Annotated in this window: 19 protein-coding genes and 1 pseudogene; 9 read left to right on the top strand and 11 right to left on the bottom strand. The window is 69.6% G+C overall.

From position 1 onward, the window contains the following. The first annotated feature begins 96 nt into the window (after window positions 1-96). Together mnmD and mnmC are read left to right on the top strand one after the other, a co-directional pair. A complete protein-coding gene (mnmD, locus tag ACQ859_RS14530; RefSeq protein WP_431266369.1) occupies window positions 97-1,197 on the top strand; it encodes a tRNA (5-methylaminomethyl-2-thiouridine)(34)-methyltransferase MnmD in 1,101 nt (366 codons plus the stop codon). Then, the gene (gene mnmC / locus ACQ859_RS14525; protein ID WP_431266368.1) at window positions 1,097-2,032 is read left to right on the top strand and encodes an FAD-dependent 5-carboxymethylaminomethyl-2-thiouridine(34) oxidoreductase MnmC; all 936 of its coding nucleotides are present in this window, start codon (window positions 1,097-1,099) and stop codon (window positions 2,030-2,032) included. The genes mnmD and mnmC overlap by 101 nt, the downstream gene beginning before the upstream one ends. Window positions 2,033-2,053: 21 nt before the next feature. Here the strand turns inward: mnmC and ACQ859_RS14520 are convergent, their stop codons facing one another. Beyond that, a complete protein-coding gene (locus ACQ859_RS14520; protein ID WP_431266367.1) occupies window positions 2,054-2,425 on the bottom strand; it encodes a putative quinol monooxygenase in 372 nt (123 codons plus the stop codon). Between the two features lie 196 nt (window positions 2,426-2,621). On the opposite strand from ACQ859_RS14520, the gene ACQ859_RS14515 reads away from it, so the two are divergent. Continuing rightward, window positions 2,622-4,172 (top strand): methyl-accepting chemotaxis protein, encoded by a 1,551-nt coding sequence (locus ACQ859_RS14515; RefSeq protein WP_431266366.1) that lies wholly within the window; start codon window positions 2,622-2,624, stop codon window positions 4,170-4,172. Between the two features lie 66 nt (window positions 4,173-4,238). On the opposite strand, the gene rpiA is transcribed toward ACQ859_RS14515, so the two are convergent. From rpiA to ACQ859_RS14490, 5 genes are all read right to left on the bottom strand, one after another. Beyond that, the gene (gene rpiA, locus ACQ859_RS14510) at window positions 4,239-4,898 is read right to left on the bottom strand and encodes a ribose-5-phosphate isomerase RpiA (RefSeq protein WP_377155518.1); all 660 of its coding nucleotides are present in this window, start codon (window positions 4,896-4,898) and stop codon (window positions 4,239-4,241) included. A gap of 74 nt (window positions 4,899-4,972) precedes the next feature. Beyond that, window positions 4,973-5,401 carry a DUF6152 family protein gene (locus ACQ859_RS14505; protein ID WP_431266365.1) on the bottom strand — a complete coding sequence of 143 codons (429 nt, stop codon included), beginning with the start codon at window positions 5,399-5,401 and terminating at the stop codon, window positions 4,973-4,975. Between the two features lie 90 nt (window positions 5,402-5,491). Beyond that, the gene (locus ACQ859_RS14500) at window positions 5,492-5,920 is read right to left on the bottom strand and encodes a hypothetical protein (protein ID WP_431266364.1); all 429 of its coding nucleotides are present in this window, start codon (window positions 5,918-5,920) and stop codon (window positions 5,492-5,494) included. 92 nt (window positions 5,921-6,012) lie between these two features. After that, window positions 6,013-7,146, bottom strand: coding sequence for a 3-deoxy-7-phosphoheptulonate synthase (locus ACQ859_RS14495; RefSeq protein WP_431266363.1), 1,134 nt, complete (start codon window positions 7,144-7,146; stop codon window positions 6,013-6,015). Between the two features lie 52 nt (window positions 7,147-7,198). Further along, window positions 7,199-8,155: a DMT family transporter gene (locus ACQ859_RS14490; protein WP_431266362.1), complete on the bottom strand. Its 957-nt coding sequence runs from the start codon at window positions 8,153-8,155 to the stop codon at window positions 7,199-7,201. A gap of 115 nt (window positions 8,156-8,270) precedes the next feature. On the opposite strand from ACQ859_RS14490, the gene ACQ859_RS14485 reads away from it, so the two are divergent. The 5 genes and pseudogenes from ACQ859_RS14485 (at window position 8,271) to ACQ859_RS14465 (ending at window position 12,925) form a co-directional block, all read left to right on the top strand. Continuing rightward, entirely contained in the window at window positions 8,271-9,221 is a 951-nt protein-coding gene (locus ACQ859_RS14485; RefSeq protein WP_431266361.1) for a LysR family transcriptional regulator, read from the top strand. 154 nt (window positions 9,222-9,375) lie between these two features. Next, entirely contained in the window at window positions 9,376-10,416 is a 1,041-nt protein-coding gene (locus ACQ859_RS14480) for a quinone-dependent dihydroorotate dehydrogenase (RefSeq protein WP_431266360.1), read from the top strand. A gap of 174 nt (window positions 10,417-10,590) precedes the next feature. Then, window positions 10,591-10,917, top strand: coding sequence for an iron uptake protein (locus ACQ859_RS14475; protein WP_431266359.1), 327 nt, complete (start codon window positions 10,591-10,593; stop codon window positions 10,915-10,917). 17 nt (window positions 10,918-10,934) lie between these two features. After that, window positions 10,935-12,621 (top strand): annotated as a pseudogene (locus ACQ859_RS14470) (PepSY-associated TM helix domain-containing protein). Next, complete coding sequence (locus tag ACQ859_RS14465) at window positions 12,614-12,925, top strand: DUF3325 domain-containing protein (protein WP_431266358.1); 312 nt, start codon at window positions 12,614-12,616, stop codon at window positions 12,923-12,925. Before ACQ859_RS14470 ends, ACQ859_RS14465 begins: the two are co-directional and overlap by 8 nt. 153 nt (window positions 12,926-13,078) lie before the next feature. Here the strand turns inward: ACQ859_RS14465 and ACQ859_RS14460 are convergent, their stop codons facing one another. The 5 genes from ACQ859_RS14460 to ACQ859_RS14440 form a co-directional block, all read right to left on the bottom strand. Continuing rightward, the gene (locus ACQ859_RS14460; RefSeq protein WP_431266357.1) at window positions 13,079-13,576 is read right to left on the bottom strand and encodes an FxDxF family PEP-CTERM protein; all 498 of its coding nucleotides are present in this window, start codon (window positions 13,574-13,576) and stop codon (window positions 13,079-13,081) included. Between the two features lie 210 nt (window positions 13,577-13,786). Further along, window positions 13,787-16,150, bottom strand: coding sequence for a DNA topoisomerase IV subunit A (gene parC, locus ACQ859_RS14455; RefSeq protein WP_431266356.1), 2,364 nt, complete (start codon window positions 16,148-16,150; stop codon window positions 13,787-13,789). Between the two features lie 90 nt (window positions 16,151-16,240). Further along, window positions 16,241-16,969: a lytic transglycosylase domain-containing protein gene (locus ACQ859_RS14450; RefSeq protein ID WP_431266355.1), complete on the bottom strand. Its 729-nt coding sequence runs from the start codon at window positions 16,967-16,969 to the stop codon at window positions 16,241-16,243. Next, complete coding sequence (locus ACQ859_RS14445) at window positions 16,966-17,535, bottom strand: GNAT family N-acetyltransferase (protein WP_431266354.1); 570 nt, start codon at window positions 17,533-17,535, stop codon at window positions 16,966-16,968. The genes ACQ859_RS14450 and ACQ859_RS14445 overlap by 4 nt, the downstream gene beginning before the upstream one ends. Window positions 17,536-17,568: 33 nt before the next feature. After that, on the bottom strand, window positions 17,569-19,569 hold the full coding sequence (locus ACQ859_RS14440; RefSeq protein WP_431266353.1) for a DNA topoisomerase IV subunit B: 2,001 nt from the start codon (window positions 19,567-19,569) through the stop codon (window positions 17,569-17,571). Window positions 19,570-19,856: 287 nt separating this feature from the next. Here ACQ859_RS14440 and ACQ859_RS14435 point away from each other — a divergent pair, with 287 nt between their 5' ends. Next, window positions 19,857-21,245: an amidohydrolase family protein gene (locus ACQ859_RS14435; RefSeq protein WP_431266352.1), complete on the top strand. Its 1,389-nt coding sequence runs from the start codon at window positions 19,857-19,859 to the stop codon at window positions 21,243-21,245. Window positions 21,246-21,248 lie beyond the last annotated feature (3 nt).

Raw genomic sequence — 21,248 nt, 5'->3', positions numbered from 1 at the left:
GGCGCCTTCACAGGCGCCGTTGTCGTTTCTGCCACCGATGCTCCGACCTTGCGCGGAGATCACGTTGGGCATACTCCCGGCCATTCCTCCCACCCCATGAAGACTGCGCCCATCCTCCCGGCCCGCGTCGATTTCTCCGGCGCCATCCCGAGCGCGCCTGATTTCGGCGACTCGTACCACGCCCCGTCCGGGGCGTTCGCGCAGGCGCGGCAGGTGTTCCTCGGCGGCAATGGCCTGCCAGAGCGGTGGGCGGGCCGACGGCGCTTCGTCGTGCTCGAGACCGGCTTCGGACTGGGCAACAACTTCCTCGCCACCTGGGCCGCCTGGCGCGACGATCCGGCGCGCTGCGGGCGGCTGGTCTTCCTCAGCATCGAGAAGCATCCGCTGACGCGCCCTGATCTCGGGCGCGCGCATGCTGCCTCGCCGGAACCTGAGCTGGCTCGACAACTGCTCGACGGCTGGCCGGCGCTCACGCCCAACCTGCACACGCTGGACTTCGAGGGCGGTCGCGTCCGGCTGATGCTGGCGTTCGGCGACGCGCACGAGTGGATGCCCGAACTGGTGGCATCCGTGGATGCGTTCTTCCTCGACGGCTTCGCACCCGCGAAGAATCCCGGGCTGTGGGACGAGGCCGTCCTCAGGCAGGTGGGCCGGCTGGCCGCGCCGGGCGCCACGGCCGCGACCTGGAGCGTCGCGCGCAGCGTGCGCGACGGCTTGACGGCGGCGGGTTTCGAGGTTGAAAAGCGACCCGGCATCGGCGGCAAGTGGCAGAACACGGTGGCGCGTTTCGCGCCACGCCACCGGCCGCCGGTCCCACCGGGCCGGACAGCCATCGCGCCGGACGCCCGGGATGTGCTGATCATCGGTGCCGGCCTGGCCGGCGCATCCTGCGCGCGCGTGCTGACACGCGAAGGCTTGCGGGTCACGGTGCTCGAAGGGGTGCGACGGCCGCGCCCCAGGCCTCCGGCAATCCGGGCGGCCTGTTCCACGGCACGCTGCACGCCGAGGACGGCCCGCACGCCCGATTCAGCCGGGCCGCGGCGCTGGCGACCGAGCGCGAACTCCGCCGTCTCGAGCCTGCCCTGCCCTGGTTGCAATGGGGATTGCTGCGCGTCGAACGGGAGTCTCAGGCCCTGGCATCGATGCAGTCACTGCTGGCGCGCAGCGGGCTGCCCGCCGACTATGTCCAGGCCCTGAGCGTCGAGGCGGCGAGCGCGAAAGCGGGTCTCGCATTGAGCCAACCCGCTTGGTTCTTCCCGGGGGAGGTGCGGTCTCGCCGCCGGCACTCGTGACGGCGTGGCTCGACGGAGCGGCCCGGTCCGACGGCTTCCAGCTGCGCCTGAACACACCCGTCGACCGCCTGCACCGCGACGAAGCGGGCGGCCGCTGGTCGGCGCTCAATGCCGCCGGCGACACCATCGCAAGTGCCGATGCCGTCGTGCTGTGCGGCGGCATCGGGAGCCCCTCGCTCGCGTCCGCCTGGGCGGCCGGCGCGCCGTGGCCATGGACGGCACAACGCGGACAGTTGAGCGTCATGCCACAAGACCTGGCACCGCCGACGCTCGCCATGCCCGTGGCGGGGCTGGGTTACGCGCTCAGTCTCCCCGACGGCGCGCTGTGCTTCGGCGCGAGCACCGATGGCGGCGACATGGATCCGGCACTTCGCTCATCAGACCACGCCCAGAACATCGATCGGCTGCGCGCACTGCTGCCGTCGGCCACGATGCCCGATACCACGCCGCTCGTGGGCCGCGTCGGCTGGCGCAGCCTCATGCCGGACCGGCTTCCCCTGGTGGGCGCCCTGCCGGCCAGGATGCCGGAGCGGCGCGCCGAACAGGCGCGCTTCTGGCCGCGTCAACCCGGTCTGATGGTGGTGGGCGCCCTCGCCTCGCGCGGGATCACCTGGGCGACGCTGTGCGCCGAGCTTGTCGCCGCGCAACTCACGGGCGCGCCCTGGCCCGTGGAGACGAGCCTCGCCGAGGCCGTCGATCCGGCCCGCTTCGCCGCGAGGGAGCGACGCGCCTCGGAGTGAGCGGGCCGCTCGTGCCGAGGGTCAGGTCTTGACGGCGTCCACCGGCTTTCCATCCGCGCCGGTGCGCACCACGTAGCTCGTCACCTCGCGTGAGACCAGCATCGGGATGATGGTGCCGAAACCCAGACGCTGGAAATGCTCGGAGGCGCGATGGTCGTCCAGGCCACTCGCGTCGGTGTACTGCTCGAGGATCACGTAACGGTCCGGATCCTGAGGCGATCGGTAGAACGCGTAGGCCAGGTTCTTGGCCTCGCGACGCGTGGCTTCGGTCAGTTCGACCAGCAACGCGCCCACCTGGTCGCCCAGGCCCGGCTTGACGTGGTAATGCGCGATCACCTGCAGGAAGCTGCCGCCAGCGGACGTCGGGGCGGTCAGGGGAGTCGTGTCGGACATGGCGGACGCCGGGAATGACCGGCAGGTCGTGACGGATGGCGCATTGTCCGGCCACCTTCGTCGAACCATTTAAGTTTGATCACGTACGCGTCGATATGGTGCGAAGGCGCCGTCAAGGTCGCTGCGCGCCCGCATGGGCGCAGGCATACGATTCCAAACGGGTCCAGACGGATCCAACATCTCGGGAGACATAGTCATGATTCATCTGGTGGCGGGCCGATCGATCGGCCAGCGGCTCGGCGTGGTGCTGGGCCTGGTGCTGCTGATCGCCTTCGTGGGCTCGGGCCTGAGCTACCTGGCCCTGGGCCGCGTGGCCGCCGAGACCGACGTGATGCTCAACCAGGACCTGGCCGCCGAGCGCGTCGCCTCCGACTGGTACCGCAACATCACCAACGGCGTGAACCGCACCAGCGCGATCGCCGTCAGCGCGGATCCCAGCCTGGCGCAGTTCTTCGCGACGACCTCGGCCGAATCGACGAAACAGTCGGGCGAACTGCAGAAGCAGCTCGACGGCTACATGGTCACGCCCGAGGAACGAAAGATGTACGAGACGCTCAGTGAAGCCCGCAAGGGTTACCTGAGCACGCGTGACGCGGTGGCCGCGGCCAAGAAGGCCGGCGACGCCGACAAGTCGCGCGAGATCTTCGACCGCGAGTTCCAGCCCGCCGCGGCCAAGTTCCAGGAAGCGATCCAGGCGATCGTGCAGCACAAACGGTCGCTGCTGGACGACGCCGCCAAGCAGGTGGACGCCACCAATGGCCGGGCACGGACCGCGCTGCTCGTGTTCTCGCTGGTCGCGCTGGGCCTGGGCGTGTGGTTCGCGGTGTCGCTGACGCGCTCGATCACGGGACCGTTGCGCGGCGCCGCTGAAGTGGCGGACGCCATCGCCCATTTCGACCTGACACAACGCGTGCCGCAAGGCGGCCGCGACGAGACGGGGCAACTGCTCGGCTCGCTGGGCGGAATGCAATCGCAACTGCTGAAGCTGATCGGCGACGTGCGCGGCTCGGCCGAAAACATCGGCACGGCCAGTGCGGAGATCGCCACCGGCAACCACGACCTGAGCGCGCGCACCGAGCAGACGGCCTCCAACCTGCAGGAAGTCGCCGCGTCGATGACGCAGCTGACGGGCACCGTGCGTCAGACGGCGGACTCGGCGATGACGGCCAACCAGCTGTCGAGCTCCGCGGCCGAGACGGCGCAGCGCGGCGGCGCGGTGATGGGCCAGGTGGTGAGCACGATGGGCGACATCAGCAACAGCTCGCGCCGCATCGCCGACATCATCGGCACCATCGACGGCATCGCGTTCCAGACCAACATCCTGGCGCTGAACGCGGCGGTCGAAGCGGCGCGCGCCGGCGAACAGGGCCGCGGCTTCGCGGTGGTCGCCAGCGAGGTCCGCTCGCTGGCGCAACGCAGCGCCGAGGCGGCCAAGGAGATCAAGACGCTGATCGGCGCCAGCGTCGAACGCGTCGAATCCGGCTCGCGGCTGGTGGAAGACGCCGGCGGCGCGATGACCGAGATCGTGGCCAGCGTGCAGCGCGTGGCGGACATCATCGGCGAGATCAGCGCCGCCTCGCGCGAGCAGAGCGACGGCATCAACCAGGTCAACGCGGCCATCGGCCAGCTGGACCAGATGACGCAGCAGAACGCGGCGCTGGTCGAGGAATCCGCCGCGGCCGCCGAGAGCCTGAAGGAACAGTCGCAACGACTGGCCACCGCGATCTCGGTGTTCCGGCTTCGCTGAGCGTTCCTGACGCACGATGACAAACGAGGCCCCGCGGGGCCTCGTTGTCGTTCCGGCAGGCGAGGTTCAGAACGTCATCGTCTTCACGCCCTGCGCCGTGCCGAGCAGGCACACCCCCGCCTTGTTGCGGGCGAAGACACCGACGGTGACCACGCCCGGCCATTGCGTGACCTCGGCCTCGAACGCGGCGGGATCCGTGATCTTCAGGCCCTTCACGTCGAGGATCTGGCAGCTGTTGTCGGTCACGCAGTCCTTGCGCAGCACCGGCTCCGCGCCCATCGCCCGGAAGCGGCGCGCGATCTGCGCGGCGGCCATCGGGATCACCTCGACCGGCAGCGGGAAGCCGCCCAGCACGTCGACCAGCTTGCTCTCGTCGGCGATGCAGACGAAGGTCTTCGCCAGGTCGGCGACGATCTTCTCGCGCGTCAGCGCGGCGCCGCCGCCCTTGACCATGTGCCCCTGACGGTCGATCTCGTCGGCGCCGTCGATGTAGACCTGCAGCGACTCGACCTCCGACGCGTCCAGCACCGGGATGCCCAGTGCCTTCATCCGTTCCGTGCTGCGCACCGAGCTCGACACCGCGCCCGAGATGCGGATGGCGCTCGCGGCCAAGGCGTCGATGAACTTGTCCACCGTCGATCCGGTGCCCACGCCCACCACCGTGTCCGGCGTCACGTACTGCAATGCGGCCTGGCCGACCAGGGTCTTCAATTCGTCTTGGGTCATGGGTGGAGCGAGCCCGGGCTCGTCGTTGAAGGCGGGAAATGAGGAAGAGGGAAAGGCGGGATTATCTCCGTCGCTCACGCCGGCGACGACCTCAGCCCATACACCTTCCCGCCGACGAACAGGTACTCCGCCCGCAGCACGGCGGCGCCTTGCTCTCCCGGCGCCGCGAAGCCGATCACCGACACCTCGGTGCCGGGTCTGATCTCCTCGACCTTCCAGGCCTCCAGCCGCGTCAGCGGCGCGAGTTCGACCTCCCAGCGCCGGTCGCGTCGCGTCGGCACCAGTGTCTTCGCGAGCAGTGCCTCGCCGTCGACGGCGGTCGTCTGCTTCGGCAGGACCCGTTGCTTCAGGTCCGCGGGCAGCACGAGCCGCTCCGGCACCTCCAGATCCAGTTCCGCGTGCGGGTTGCGCCAGGTGACCTTGGCGGCCCGGCCCTCGAGGTACAGCGGACGGTCCTGGTCGAAACCGCTCCACCCATGATGGGCGCGAACGGTGGCGGGCATCAGGGGGCGGCCGCGAGCGCGGCCAGCAACAGACGACGTTCCATCGAAGCCTCCTTGAAGGACGTGAAGGACGCGCCGGCCGGCGGAAAGTCAGACGAACGCGATCCAGCGCCCGCAGATGATGACAGCGACCCAAATCCCCAACGACAGCAGGCATTGCCAGCGCCCGAGGCGGTCCTGCGCCCGAACGCCGCCGCGCCAGTGGAACCACGCCGCGTTCAGGCCCGCCAGCGCGATCAGCGCGACCTTGATCCGCAGCGCCGGATTCACCCACAGCTCCTGCGGCTGGATCGCGAACATCGCCGCGCCCGACACCGCGCACAACGCGAAGCCGGCCAGCGCCGTGGGAATCGCCAGGCGCGCCAGTGAGGCCGGATCGAGCTCGCGTCGCGCGCCCAGCGTCCTCAGTTCGAAGACCAGCAGTCCGCCGAACAGCGCGCCGAGCCCGATCAGATGCACGACCGAGAACGCCGGGTAGGCCCACGGATGGGCCACCAGCGTCGTCATGGTGGTCCACATGCGCTCAGTCCGCCACGCGCCGGGGTGGGCCGATGGGGCGGTCGCTCATTCGCCTGACTTCGTGTGCGATTCCGGAAGGACAGGCCGTCCGCTCAGGCGCCGCGACGCTCGCGCCGTTGACGCACCGCGGCCGCCAGCGAGCGCATCAGCGGCTCGGTCTGGCTCCAGCCCAGGCAGGCGTCGGTGATCGACACGCCGGGCAGCAGGTCCGCCTTGGTCTGCCCCGTCAGGAGGTCCTGGCGGCCCGGCTGCAGGTGCGACTCGACCATCACGCCGGTGATGCGCTCGTCGCCGCCGGCGATCTGCGCGCCGACGTCGTGGCCCACGTCGATCTGGCGCTCGTACTTCTTCGACGAGTTGGCATGCGAGAAGTCGATCATCAGCTGCTCGCGCAGCCCCGCCGCCTTCAGCACCTCGGCCGCCGCCTGCACCGAGGCCGCGTCGTAGTTCGGCGCCTTGCCGCCGCGCAGGATCAGGTGGCAGTCGTCGTTGCCGCGGGTCTCGAAGATCGCGGCCAGGCCCATCTTCGTCATGCCCATGAAGGCGTGGCTCGCTCGCGCCGCCAGCACCGCGTCGGCAGCGATCTTCACCGAGCCGTCCGTGCCGTTCTTGAAGCCCACCGGACAGGACAGGCCCGACGCCAGCTGGCGGTGGCTCTGGCTCTCGGTCGTGCGCGCGCCGATGGCGCCCCAGGCGATCAGGTCGGAGATGTACTGCGGCGACAGCAGGTCCAGGAACTCGGTGCCGGCCGGCAGGCCCAGCGCCGTCACGTCCAGCAGCAGCTTGCGGGCCAGCCGCAGGCCTTCGTTCATGTGGAAGCTGCCGTCCAGGTGCGGATCGTTGATGTAGCCCTTCCAGCCGACCGTCGTGCGCGGCTTCTCGAAGTACACGCGCATCACGATCAGCAGGTCCTGCTGGAGTTCGCCGCGCAGGTCTTTCAGCAGCCGGGCGTAGTCCATCGCCTGGCCGTGGTCGTGGATGGAGCACGGCCCGACGATGCACAGCAGCCGGTCGTCGCGGCCGTGCAGCACGTCGCTGATCTCGCGCCGCGCGGCCTCGACGACCTTCAGCGAGGCCTCCGGCAGCGGCAGCTCGTCGAGCAGCAGCGCCGGCGAGATCAGCGGTCGGACCGCGTCGATGCGGGTGTCGTCGGTGCGGGTGTCGTCGCGGGTGGAATCGGCGGAACCGATCTCGCGATCGTGCTGCGGGTGGTCGAGGTGCTTCATGGCGGCGGCGGTGCGCCCTCGCGGGCGTCGAAACGCGAAATTGAACCGCCGATTATCCGCCCGACCGGGACATCGAGGCGAGTCCCACCGAGGTCGCCGACAGGACGAAGCCCGCCAGCGCCATCGCGCCGAAGTGCTCGCCGAGCAGTCCCATGCCCATCAGCGCCGACACGCCGGGGATCAGGTAGAAGAGCTTGGCGACCGCGCCGGCCTGGCCGCGCCGGATCATCACGAACATCAGGCTGAACGCGCCGATCGAGTTCACCAGGCCCAGCCAGAGCGTCGAGCCGATGAGTTCCAGGCTCCAGTCCGGCGCGCCGGGTTCGCGCCAGAGCGCCAGCGCCAGCACGGCGAGCGCCGAGATCGTCATCTGGATGCCGCTGCCGGTGCGCAGGTCCATGCCGGCGCAGAAGCGCTTCTGGTACAGCGTGCCGGCGACCAGGCCGGTCAGGCCGAGCAGCCCCGCGCCATAGGCCATCCAGGCGCCGCCGCCCAAGGGACGGTCGACGATCACCAGCGCCACGCCGGCGGCGCCCCCGAGCATGCCCAGCCACTGCGCGGCGCTCATGCGCTCGGCCAGCCACAGGTGGGCGCCCATCGCGGTGGCCAGCGGCATCATCCCGATCAGCAGCGCGGCCACGCCGGTCGGCAGGCCCCAGGCGATCGCGCAGTAGACGCCGGAGAAATGCAGCACCTGCATCAACAGGCCCACGACACCGAGGTGGATCCAGGCCCGCGCGGTCTTCGGCCATGGTGCGCGCGTCGCGACCGACACGGCCAGCAGCACCACCGCGGCAAGCCCGAAGCGCAGCGCCAGCAGCGTGAACGGCCCCGCGTGCGGCAACGCCAGCTTGCCGGCGACGTAGCCGGTGCTCCACAGCAGGATGAAGAGTGCCGGCAGGCTCAGCGCGACGAGGGCGCCGAGACGGTCCGTCCGCGCGGCTGCTGGCAGCGCGGACGTTACGGGTGGCCGATGCAGGGAGGCGTTGGTCAGGGTCGAGGTCGTCATGGCGGACTCCCAGGTGAACAGCGATGGGATGAACTCTAGAAATTGAACGCCTTGGACACAATCCACTGTCGATTCGTTTTAGAGTTTCCAGATCGAGAACAATCGGAGGATCGCCATGGGACGCCTGGAAGACCTGCAAGCCTTCGCCCGCGTCGTGGACGCGCGCAGCTTTTCCGGCGCTGCCAAGCTGCTGGGCGCGACCAAGTCCGCCGTCAGCAAGCAGGTCGCGCGGCTGGAGCAGCAGCTCGGCACGCGGTTGCTGCACCGGACCACGCGCAGCATCAGCCCCACCGCGGAGGGTCGCAGCGTCTATGAGCGCGCCCAGCGGCTGATCGAGGAGGCGCAGGCGCTCGACGCGGAGCTCGCCGGCCAGCGCGAGCAGCCGCGCGGCGTGCTCAGGCTGAGCACCTCTACCGCGTTCGGCAACCTGCAGTTCACCGGACTGATGGCGGAGTTCTGCGCAATGCATCCGCAGCTGCAGGTCGTGCTCGGGCTCAACGACCGCTACGTCGACCTGGCCGAGGAAGGCTTCGACGTCGTGATGCGGCTGACGGGACGTCCGAGTCCCGGGCTCGTCGCGCGCAAGCTGGCGGACATCCGCTTCGTGCTGTGCGCCTCGCCGGACTACCTCGCGAGGCAGGGCACGCCGACGTCGGTCGCGGATCTCGCCGGCCACCGCTGCCTGCGCTTCGGCTACCTGCACGCGCCGGAGCGCTGGCGCTTCCGCCATTCTGTGGACGGCGAGGCGGAGGTCGAGATCTCCGGCGCGCTGCGCTTCGAGAGCGGCCTCACCGCCAACAGCAGCGAGTCGCTGCGAGTGGCCGCGCTGGCCGGCATGGGTCTGGCGGTGCTGCCGACCTACGCGATCGGCCGCGACCTGCGCGAGGGCCGGCTCACCGCCCTCCTCCCGGACTGGACGCCACTGGGCGGACCGGCCGAGGCCAACGTGCTCTATGCCGTCTATCTGCCGAGCCGTTTCCCCAGCCCGAAGGTCCGGGCGCTGATCGATTTCTGTGTCGAACGGTTCGGCGACATCCCCCCGTGGGATCGCCCGGAACCCGCCTGACACCCGCATCGGCCGGCTTTCCGGCAGATCCGCCGGGCCGCTCCTCCGGGCCCCGGCCCGTTCGGGCCACGGAGAGTCCCCCATCACCGTTCGCACGCCAGGAGTAGGCACGGCGCGGGCGACTCCGGGCGCGATGAGACAATCCGCCCCCATCATGGCTCTCATCCCCTACGGCTTCGCCCGTCCCTTCCTGTTCGGTCTGGATCCCGAACACGCGCACGAACTGACCCTGGGCAGCATCGCCCGTCTGCAGAACACCCCCGCCCAGTGCGCCTGGGCGCAGACGCGGGTGTCCGATCCGGTGACCGTCGCCGGACTGCGCTTCCCCAACCGCATCGGCCTGGCCGCCGGCCTCGACAAGAACGGCCGCTGCATCGACGGCCTCGGCGCGATGGGCTTCGGCTTCATCGAGGTCGGCACCGTCACGCCCAAGGCGCAGCCGGGCAACGACAAGCCCCGCATGTTCCGCCTGCCCGCGAAGCAGGCGCTGATCAATCGCCTGGGCTTCAACAACGAAGGGCTGGACGCCTTCGTCGCCAACGTGAAGCGCTCGCACAGCTTCCGCCACCACGGCGGACTGCTCGGCCTGAACATCGGCAAGAACGCCGCGACGCCGATCGAGCGCGCCGTCGACGACTACCTGATCGGCCTGGAAGGCGTGTTCCCGCACGCTGACTACATCACCGTCAACATCTCCAGCCCGAACACCAAGAACCTGCGTCAGCTGCAGAGCGACGAGGCGCTGGACGCGCTGCTCGGGCCGCTGCAGGCGCGCCGCCTGGCGCTGCAGGACGCGAGCGGACGGCAGGTCCCGCTGTTCGTGAAGATCGCGCCCGACCTCGACGAGGAGCAGGTCGCCGTCATCGCCGCGAGCCTGAAGCGCCACGGCATCGACGGCGTCATCGCGACCAACACGACGATCTCCCGCGACGCGGTGCAGGGCCTGCCCCACGCGGGCGAAGCCGGCGGCCTGTCGGGCGCGCCTGTCTTCGAGGCCAGCAACCGCGTGATCCGCCTGCTGCGCTCGGCGCTGGGCAGCGCTTATCCGATCATCGGTGTCGGCGGCGTGCTCAGTGGGGAGGATGCCCGCGCCAAGCTGCAGGCGGGCGCGGACCTCGTCCAGCTCTACACCGGCCTGATCTACAAGGGTCCCGCGCTGGTGCCGGAGTGCGCGAAGGCGATGGCGCGGCTCTGAGCGCCCTTCCGGCGCCCCGGCGGCTCCGCCCTCTCCAAAGCGCTCCTTCGTGAGCGCTTTTTCGTTGGCGCCTTCAGCAAAGACCTGTTGATGCGGGGACGCATCCTCCCTCGGACGGGCAATCGTCAAGACGATAATGCCTCGCATTCACATTCGTCCGATGCCTTCCCGCCCATGATTGATACCGCTACCAGCCCCAACCGGGGGACGAGCCGGCCGCTGCCGCTCCAGCTCCTGTCACGCATCGGCGCGGCGATCCTCGGCGGCTACGCGTTCTGCTGGGGCTTCATCGCGATCGCGCACAGCGGGCTGTATGCGCTCGGCATGTCCTTCCACGACGCCGAGCACCTGAGCGCGATCCTGGGCGTGCTGCTCTTCCTGGTGGTGTTCCTGTGGACCTTCGCGGCACGCCGCGTCGGCCTGTGCTGGGCGGTGCTGCTGATCGGCGGCGGCGTCATGTCCGGAGCGGCCGCGCTGATCCAGCGCGCGCTGCTCGCCTGACGGGAAGGGAGCGGACCATGTTCCAGAACTTCCGGCTCTCGATGGCCTGGCTGCACACCTGGTTCGGCCTGGTGCTGGGCTTCGTGCTGATGGTGGTGTTCTTCTTCGGCGCGCTGTCGGTCTTCGACCGCGAGATCGACCGCTGGGCGATCCCGTCCTCGCGCTTCGAGCCGCAGCCGATGCCCTCCTTCGACCAGATCCTGAAGCCCGCCTTCGAGAAGATGCAGCCGGCCAAGGAGGCCGTCGCGCTGCTCGAAGGCCGCGTCAACGGGCCGCTGCCGGAGCGCTTCGACGTCGTCAGCAGCTGGGGCGCCTACACCACGCACCGCGATCCGGTGGTGTCGGTGTTCGCCGGCTACAAGGTGCCCAACGCGAAGGACCCGGACGAGACCGTCTTCGCGGTCCATGCGCTCGATCCGCGCAACGGCGCGGTGCTGCCGCAGGGGCAGCTGCGCATCGGCAGCGAGTTCTTCTATCCGCTGCACTACAGCCTGCACTTCACCTGGAAGGACCTCGGCTACTGGATCGTGGGCTTCTCGGCGCTGATGATGCTGGCGGCGCTGGTCAGCGGCGTGGTGATGCACCGCAAGATCTTCCGCGAGTTCTTCACCTTCCGCCGCAACAAGACCGTGCAGCGCAGCGCGCTGGACCTGCACAACCTGACCGGCGTGGTGGCGCTGCCCTTCCACTTCTTCTTCGCGTTCACGGGGCTGGTGATCTTCGCCGGCATCTACTTCCCCGTCGCGCACACGCAGCTGCACGACCTGCACGAGCTGTCCGAACGCGTCGAGGCGCAGCAGACCGGCCTGCCCCACGAGCGCGCCGGCGTGGCCGCGCCGCTCGCTTCGGTCGACGCGATGGTGGCCGAGGCGCAGCGACGCTGGGCGGCCAAGGGCATGGCCGGCGACGTGGGCTTCGTCAACCTGCAGCATGTCGGCGATGCCAACGCCTATGTGAGCGTCTATCGCGCCGGCACCGACCGCGTCGCGCTGACCGGCGAAGGCATCCACTTCAAGGCGTCCACCGGCGAGCTGCTGCGCGAGGACCCGCCGCGCACCGCCGTCGACAGCGTCACCGAGTTCCTCACCGGGCTGCACCTGCAGCACTTCCGGCACTGGCTCGCTGCGCTGGCTCTACGTGCTGGGCGGGTTGCTGGGCTGCGTGTGCATCGCGACGGGTTTCCTGTTCTTCGTCGAGAAGCGCAAGCAGCAGCACGCCAAGGCGGGCGGCCAGGGCAGCCGCATCGTCGACGCGCTGGCGGTGACGACCGTCACCGGCATGCTGGTCGCGACGATGGCGATGCTGATCGCCAACCGCCTGCTGCCGGAGTCGCTTGCCGACAAGGGCGAGTGGGAACGCAACGTCTTCTGGGGCACCTGGGCGCTGACGATGGCGCATGCCTTCTTCCGCGGGGGCGCGGTCGCGCGGGCGAAGATGAATCCGGCCTGGCGCGAGCAGTGCTGGGTGATCGCCGCGGGCGCCGCAGCCGCGGTGATCGCGAACGCGGTCACGACGGGCGATCACCTCGGAAAGACCTTGTCGAGCGGCTACTGGCCGGTGGCGGGTGTCGATCTGAGCCTGATCGCGACGGCGGCCATCGCCCTCTTGGCCGCCGGAAAGCTCGCTCGGCGAGCCAGCCGGTCGGCTTCAACGGCAGGCGCATCGCCGTCCGCCCTCAAGACCGCGGGAGCCCGTCATGGCTGAGCCCGTGGTTCTGCTGAGCGCCGCCGCCGCGAACGCCGTGCTGGGCTTCGGCTGGCTGGCGTTGGCCATGGACACCCACTGGGAGCAGGTCCACGGTGAAGAGGCGCCGAAGGCGGCCACCGCCCGGAATCTCCGCGCGGCAGGGATGCTGGCCTTGGCGCTGTCGCTGGGCCTGTGCCTGAAAGCGGATCACCCGTCGATGGCCGCGCTGGTGTGGCTGATGCTGCTCGCAGGCGCCGCGTCGGTCATCGCGGCCACGCTCTCTTGGCGCCCGCGATGGCTGAAGGTGTTGTGGCCGCGTTGAGCGGCTCACAAGCGGCCAAAAGACGGCCAAAAGACGGCCAGAAATGGCCAAAAATGGCCTAAAAGCGGCTGAAAGACAGCGGCTGAAATGGAAACGGCCGCGTGAGCGGCCGTGCAGGAAACGGCCGCATCGCGCGGCCAGGATCCGATCCGATCAGTCGCGGCGGCGACGGCGCGCCACGAAGCCGACGGCGGCGATGCCGGCCAGCATCAGCGCGTAGGTCGCGGGTTCTGGCACGGCAGCCGCCGCGGCGACGTTGACCGTCGTCGAGAAGACCGCGCCGCCGAAACCGGCACCGCTCAGCGAGCCGCTGGCGAGCAGCTGGTACGTGCCGGCGGCCAGATTGGCGAAATGGAAGCCGGTGGCGCTCGCGTCCAGATCCGTCACGCCGTTCAGGCCCGCGAAGCTGAAGTTCACCGACTGCAGCGGCACGGTGAAGCCGTTGCCGAAGCTGATGGTGGTCGCCGCCAGCACCGAGCCGGTGACGTCCGACGCCTGCGTCAGGGTGAAGGATCCGAGGACCACATCCGAGAAGCTGCTGCCGCTCGGGGTCACCGTCGGTGTCACGAACACCGGATCCAGGGTCGCGGCACCTGCGGCGCCAGCGATCAGCGCGGCGCCCAGCGCCAGCACGAGAGACTTCAATTTCATGGCTGCCGATCCCGTCAGTCGAGTTGATTTCGTGACGGAGTTTGCACTGCAGCATGAGTTCGTGTCCTGGACAAACTGGCGACTTTTGTTGCAGTGCGTCACAGCGGCGTCACGCCCGCAGGGGACAAGAGGCCGGTTTTGTCCCTTGTCTTGTCCCCTGCGTGCCCGTTCCGGGCACGCCGCCGATCGAACAGTCCGGACCGTTCGCGATCAGCCCGCCGTGACGCGCATCGGCTTGGTCATCACGTCGCAGGGCTTGCCCTTCTTCGCGCGCTTGCCGGCGTAAGCCGCGAGCGCGGCGTTGCGCAGCGGCTCCTCCTTCGCCTTGCCGCCACGGACCGTGCCGCTGACCATCAGCAGGTTGGTGAAGGCCGCGATGCTGACCAGCGCGTCCTTCGGGTCCAGGTCGATCAAGGTCAGGCCGCGACCACCCTTGGGCTGGTGCTTGAGCTCGTCAATCCCGAAGGTCAGCAGACGGCCGGCCATCGTCAGGCAGGCGACCTGGACGGCTGCCGCCTCTCCCTTGGCCGCGCCGCCCGGCACCACCGACGGCGGCAGCGGACGTTCCTCGCCTTCCAGGCTCAGGAAGCTCTTGCCCGCCTTCTGGCGGCCGACCAGGTCGCCGACCTCGGCCACCAGGCCGAAGCCGCCGGTGCCGGCCAGCAGCAGCTTCTGCGTCGCCGCGGCGGCGTAGTAGTGCGCGATCTGGGTGCCCGACTCCAGTTCGATCAGCGTGGTGATCGGCTGGCCGTCGCCGCGGCCGCCTGGCAGCGCCGAGACCGGCACCGAGTACGCCCGGCCGTTGGTGCCCAGCACCACCAGCGGATCGACGCTGCGGCACGGGAACACGCCGTACAGCGAGTCGCCCGACTTGAACGCCAGCGCCGCCGGATCGACCTCGTGGCCCTTGAGCGCGCGCACCCAGCCCTTCAGGCTGACGACCACCGTCACCGGCTCGTCGACGATGCGCACCTCGGCCACCGCGCGCTTGTCTTCCTTGATCTCGGTGCGGCGGTCGTCGCCGTACTGCTTGGCGTCGGCCTCGATCTCCTTGACCACCGTGCGGCGCAGCACCGACGGGTTGGACAGGATCTCCTCGAGCTTGCCGGCTTCCTCGCGCAGGGTCTTCAGCTCCTGCTCGATCTTGATGAACTCCAGCCGCGCCAGCTGGCGCAGGCGGATTTCCAGGATGTCCTCGGCCTGGCGCTCGCTCAGCTTGAAGCGCTCGATCAGCGCGGGCTTCGGTTCATCCGAATTCCGGATGAGCGCGATGACCTCGTCGATGTGCAGCAGGATCTCGTGGCGGCCTTCCAGGATGTGGATGCGGTCGCGGACCTTGTCCAGGCGATGCTGCGTGCGCCGCGTCACCGTGTTCAGGCGGAAGCCGATCCACTCGGTCAGGATCTTGCGCAGCGTCTTCTGCGTCGGCCGGCCGTCGTCGCCGACCATGGTCATGTTCAGCGGGGCAGTCGTCTCCAGGCTGGTCTGCGCGAGCAGCGTGTTGATGAAGTCCTGCTGGTCGACCGTGCGGCTCTTGGGCTCGAAGACCAGGCGCACCGGCGCGTCCTTGTTGGACTCGTCGCGGGCCTTGTCCAACACCGCCAGGATCGCGCCCTTAAGCTGCAGCTGCTCCGGCGTCAGCGTCTTCTTGCCGGTCTTGACCTTGGGGTTGGTCAGTTCCTCGATCTCCTCGAGCACCTTGGCCGTGCTGACGCCTTGCGGCAGCTCGGTCACGACCAGTTGCCACTGGCCGCGGGCGAGGTCCTCGATCTTCCAGCGGGCGCGCACCTTCAGGCTGCCGCGACCGGTGCTGTAGGCCGCGCGGATCTCGTCCGCGGAGCTGATCAGCTGGCCGCCGCCCGGATAGTCCGGGCCCTTGATCGCGCCGAAGAGCTCGTCGTCGCTCGCGTCGGGGCGCTTGAGCAGCAGCACCGCCGCTTCTGCGACTTCACGCAGGTTGTGGCTGGGGATCTCCGTGGCCATGCCGACCGCGATGCCGGAGGCGCCGTTCAGCAGCACGAAGGGCAGCCGCGCGGGCAGCTCGCGCGGCTCGCTCTCGGAGCCGTCGTAGTTGGGCTGGAAGTCGACCGTGCCCTGGTCGAGTTCATCGAGCAGCAGGCGCGAGTAGGCCGACAGCCGCGCTTCCGTGTACCGCATCGCGGCGGCGTTGTCGCCGTCGCGGCTGCCGAAGTTGCCCTGGCCGTCGACCAGCGGGTAGCGCTGGCTGAAGTCCTGCGCCATGCGCACCATCGCGTCGTACGCAGCCTGGTCGCCGTGCGGGTGGTACTTGCCGAGCACCTCGCCGACCACGCGCGCGCTCTTGACCGCCTTGGCGCCCGTCGTGCCGGTGAAGCCCAGGCCGAGCCGCTCCATCGTGAACAGGATGCGCCGCTGCACCGGCTTCTGGCCGTCGCTGTAGGACGGCAGGGCGCGGCCCTTCACGACCGACAGCGCGTACTCCAGATAGGCCTGCTGCGCGTACTGCGCCAGCGTCAGCGCGTCGCCCGACGGGGCCTGCCCGCCCGGGCCGCCGGCGCCGTTGGGATTCTCGAAATCAAAAGTCTCTTGGGTCATCTCTCTCATGCCGGCCTGCGCCGGTCGTTCGAACCTTTTCGGAAATCTGTTGAATCAGCGTCCTGGCCACTCGCCGCCTGCCGCGACCGCTCATTCGAGCGGCGCCGCGACCATCGTCAATTGCCGCGCCCGGCTGCCGAGGCTGCGCTGCAGCAGCGCCCAGTAGAGCTCCATCACCAGGTGGACGTGGGCCTGCGTCTCGTCGATGTCGGGCATGTGGCCGCCCGCGCGCCGCACCGCGCCCTCGCCGGCGTTCCAAGCCGCCAGCGCCGAATCCAGGCGACCGAAGCGCCGCGTCAGGTCCGCCAGCATGCGCGCGCCGATCAGCACATTGGTGCGCGGGTCCTGGAGGTACCCGGCGCGCCGCAATTCGTCCGGTGTCGCGTAGCGCTGCGCCGTCGCCGCGGTGATCTGCATCAGGCCGGTCGCGCCGCGCGGCGACACCGCATCGGGCTTGAAACCGGACTCGACCGCGATGATCGCCTTCAGCAGCTCCGCATCGATGCCGGTCGCGGCGGCCGCCTCGCGCAGATACGGCTGCACCGCCTTGACCTCGGGGGCGATGTCCAGCCAGGTCAGCATGCGCTGGCCGTGGTCGGTCTTGCCCGGCACGCGCCGGATGCCGCTCAGCGGCGACATCACCGGCTGGAAGCGGCTGTCCACCTGCACCGGCGCGAAATGCGCGATGCCGTCGGCGTCCACGTAGCCCCACAGCTCCGCGTGCGCCGGCGACAGCTTGGCCGCGAAGGCCACGGCGATGCTCAGCGCCAGCCGCTTGCGCAGCCAACGTCCGCCGGTAGTGGGGCGGCCGTGACTCATGCGGCCTCCAGTCCCTGCGCGGCGCGCGCGTCGTACTCGCGCCTGAGCAGCGACATCACGATCAGGTCGTCGAAGCCGGCGCTGTCGTCCACACCCACGCCTGCCGCGCTACCGCCGTCGGCATCGGCCAGCACCTCGGCCCGCACGCATTCGCGCAGCCGGCCTTCCTCGACATAGCCCTCGCTGCGATACAGCGACTGCGCCCGCGTGTTGCGGCCCTTCACGTCCAGCCAGAAGCGGTGCGCGCCCAGTTGCGTGAACGCCATCTTCTTGAGCAGCCGCACGCACAGGCGACCGACGCCCTGCCCCTTCGGGCCGAGCACGATGCGCTTGAGCTCCACCGAGCGGTTGGGGTTGCGGCAGCCCTGCAGGATCACGAAACCGGCGCGTTCGGCGTCCAGCTCCACGATGAAATGCCGCGCGTCCGGGAACCGGACGGCGCCCTCGTGCTGCGTGCGTTCCCACGGCGTGATGAAGGGCCGGTTGCCCGCGTCCTGCTCCACGCCCACGACGAAGTCCAGGTCGGACAGCATCGTGGGTCGGAGCGTGACGCGGTGGTCGAGCATGGCGTGGTCCGGGGTTGAAGGGGTTTGAGGGCCTTAGACGTCGACTTCGATGGAGTCGCCGTGCAGTTCCATCAGCTCGCGACGCGCGGCCGCCTCGCCCTTGCCCATCAGCTTGTTGATGGCGCCCTCGGTGTCGCCGAAGTCGAGCTCGCCGTACTGCACCTGCAGCAGGCGGCGCGTCTCCGGATTCAGCGTGGTGTCCCAGAGCTGCTCGGCGTTCATTTCGCCCAGGCCCTTGAAGCGGCTGATGCTCCAGCTGCCTTCGCGCGCGCCTTCCTTGCGCAGCTTGTCGAGGATGGCGGTCTGCTCGCCCTCGTCCAGCGCGTAGAGCTTGGCCGCGGGCTTCTTGCCACGGGCCGGCGCGTCCACGCGGAACAGCGGCGGCCGCGCCACGTACACGTGGCCGGTGGCGATCAGCTTGGGGAAGTGGCGGAAGAACAGCGTCAGCAGCAGCACCTGGATGTGGGCGCCGTCGACGTCCGCGTCCGACAGGATGCAGATCTTCCCGTAGCGCAGGCCGGACAGGTCCGGCTCGTCGTTCTTGCCGTGCGGGTCGACGCCGATGGCCACCGAGATGTCGTGGATCTCGTTGTTGGCGAACAGCCGGTCGCGCTCGACCTCCCAGGCGTTGAGCACCTTGCCGCGCAGCGGCAGGATGGCCTGCGTCTCCTTGTCGCGGCCCAGCTTGGCGGAGCCGCCGGCGGAGTCGCCCTCGACCAGGAACAGCTCGTTGTGCAGCAGGTCGGTGCTTTCGCAGTCGGTCAGCTTGCCGGGCAGCACGGCCACGCCGGAGCTCTTGCGCTTCTCGACCTTCTGCGCCGCGCGCTGGCGCGTCTGCGCCTGCTTGATGACGAGTTCGGCCAGCTTCTTGCCGTGCTCGACGTGCTGGTTGAGCCACAGCTCCAGCGCCGGCTTCACGAAGGCGGACACCAGCCGCAGCGCGTCGCGCGAGTTCAGCCGCTCCTTGGTCTGGCCCTGGAACTGCGGATCCAGCACCTTGGCCGACAGCACGAAGCTGGCGCGCGAGAACACGTCCTCGGCCATCAGCTTCACGCCCTTGGGCGCGAGGGCGTGCATCTCGATGAAGCCCTTGATCGCGCCGAACAGGCCGTCCTTCAGGCCGGACTCGTGCGTGCCGCCGGCCACCGTCGGGATCAGGTTCACGTAGCTCTCGCGCATGACCTGACCCTCTTCGGTGAAGGCCACGCACCAGCTGGCGCCCTCGCCCTCGGCGAAGTTCTCGCTCTCGGAGGCGGTCGCGAACTGCTCGCCCTCGAACAGCGGAATCAGCGGATCAGCCGGCAGCGCCTGCATCAGGTAGTCACGCAGGCCGCCCTTGTAGGTCCAGGTCTGGGTCTCGCCGGTCTTCTCCTGCGTCAGCGTCACCGTGACGCCGGGCATCAGCACAGCCTTGGAGCGCAGCAGGTGCACCAGTTCGCCCTTGGGCAGGTCGGCGCTCTCGAAATACTTGCCGTCCGGCCAGACGCGCACCGTCGTGCCCTGCTTGCGGTCGCCGGCCTTGAGCTCGGCCTTGCGCGTGGCCACCGGTTCGATGACGTCGCCGCCCGAGAAGGCCAGCGTCGCGACGTTGCCCTCGCGGTAGACCGTCACCTGCAGCCGCTTGGCCAGCGCGTTGGTCACCGACACGCCCACGCCGTGCAGACCGCCGGAGAAGCTGTAGGCGCCGCCCGAGCCCTTGTCGAACTTGCCGCCGGCGTGCAGCCGGGTGAAGACGATCTCGACGACCGGCACGCCCTCCTCGGGGTGCAGGCCGTAGGGAATGCCGCGGCCGTCGTCCTCGATGGTGATCGAGCCGTCGGTGTGCTGGGTGACGGCGATGCGCTTGCCGTGACCGGCCAGCGCCTCGTCGGCCGCGTTGTCGACCACCTCCTGGATGACGTGCAGGGGGTTGTCGGTGCGGGTGTACATGCCCGGGCGCTGCTTGACGGGCTCCAGTCCCTTGAGGACACGGATCGAGCCTTCGCCGTAGCTGCCCGGTGCGCTGCTGGTGGAAGTGACTGCTTTGGTTGCCATGGGGCGGGATTCTATGCAGCGTCCGCGACGCTCCCGACCGCCTGCCGGCAGGGGTCGTTCCCATGGGGGTTTCCACCCCCTTTTCGCCCCCATGGGATGGCCTTCGCGCGCATGCCGCACGCCGCAGCGGCTCCCGCACTTCCCGTTACCGATCGAGCCCCGACGGCATGGGAGCGCTGTCGTAGCATCCGCCGCTTGTCCGCACGCCTCCGCCCGACTGGTCCGATGCCGCTCCTGCCCCGCTCCCCGCGCCCGCTGCTGGCGCCCCTGGCCCCCTTGTCCTGGCCTTGTCCTCCCTCCTCGGAGCGGGAACGGCGCAGGCCGACAACTACAAGGCCAGCCCGGAGATGGCCATGGAGCTGCGCCACGCCCGCTGGTTCGACGGCGAGAAGCTGCAGAGCGGCACCCTCTACGTCGAGGACGGCCGCTTCGTCGAGAAGCGCCCCCGCAAGGTCAACCGGCTGCTGGAGCTACGCGGCCAGACGCTGGTGGCGCCGCTCGCGGACGCGCACAACCACAACCTGCAGAGCGCCTGGGGCCTGGACAAGTTCGGTCAGGATTACCTGCGCGACGGCGTGTTCTACGCGGCGATGCTGTGCGCCGATCCGGCCGCGATCGAGCCGATCCGCGCCCGCATCTCGCAACCGGAAACGCCGGACGTGCTGTTCGCCACCGCCTGCATCACCTCCTCCGACGGCCAGCCGCTGGCGATGCTGCAGTCCGGCACGCCGCCGATGGCGCTGGACCAGATCGTCGACAAGGCCGTGCTGGTCATGGACACCCCCGAGCAGGTCGGCCAGAAGTGGCCGCTGATCGCCGGCCGCCACAGCGACCTGATCAAGGTCATCATGAGCTACCACGACCGCCCGGAACTGCGCCAGGTGCCCGAGCAGCGCGGCCGGCTGGGCGTGACGCCCGAGGTCGTGGCCGAGGTGGTCCGCCGTGCGCACGCGGAAGAGCGCCGCGTCGTGGTCCACATCGAGAGCGCCGCCGACTTCGCCGCCGCCGTGCGCGCCGGCGCCGATTTCATCGCCGAGCTGCCGGGCTACTTCCCGCAGCACGGCGAGGAGCCCGAGACGCACCTGATCCCGCCGGACGTCGCCGCGCTGGCGGCCGAGAAAAAGATCGGCATCGTCACCGCGACGGTCGCGACGCGGCTGTTCCAGCCGGCGCCGGAGCTGCTGGCGCGCATCGAGGCCGTGCAGAAGCAGAACCTGGAGCGGCTCAAGTCCGCCGGCGCCCGGCTGCTGGTCGGCTCCGACCTGTTCACCGGCAACGCGCTGAGCGAGGTGCATCACCTCGACCAGTTGGGCGTGCTCGACAAGCCCGCGCTGCTGCGCCTGGCCACGGTCGAGACGCCGAAGGCCCTGTTCCCGCAGCGCAAGCTCGGCTGCTTCCAGCCCGGCTGCGAGGCGAGCTTCCTGGTGCTGATCGGCAATCCGCTGGAGGACCTCGACGCGCTGGACAAGCCGCTCCTGCGCATCAAGCAGGGCCGGGTGCTGACGCAGCTGGAGGACGTCGCCGCGACCGCCGGCGAGGAGAACAACGCACTGAACGGTGCCGCCGGCGCCGAGAAGAAGGCCTCCGGCAAGAAGTCGAACGCCAAGTCCACCACCAAGGCCACCGCCAAGAAGAAGTCATCGGGGAAACCCGCATCCAAGAGCGGCACGCGCTGAGAC

It is taken from the genome of Roseateles chitinivorans, from assembly GCF_050632235.1.
Taxonomy (GTDB): Bacteria; Pseudomonadota; Gammaproteobacteria; order Burkholderiales; family Burkholderiaceae_C; genus Roseateles; species Roseateles chitinivorans_A.
The sequence above is the reverse complement of the archived record's forward strand: the minus strand, read 5'-3'. Positions and strand labels throughout refer to the sequence as shown.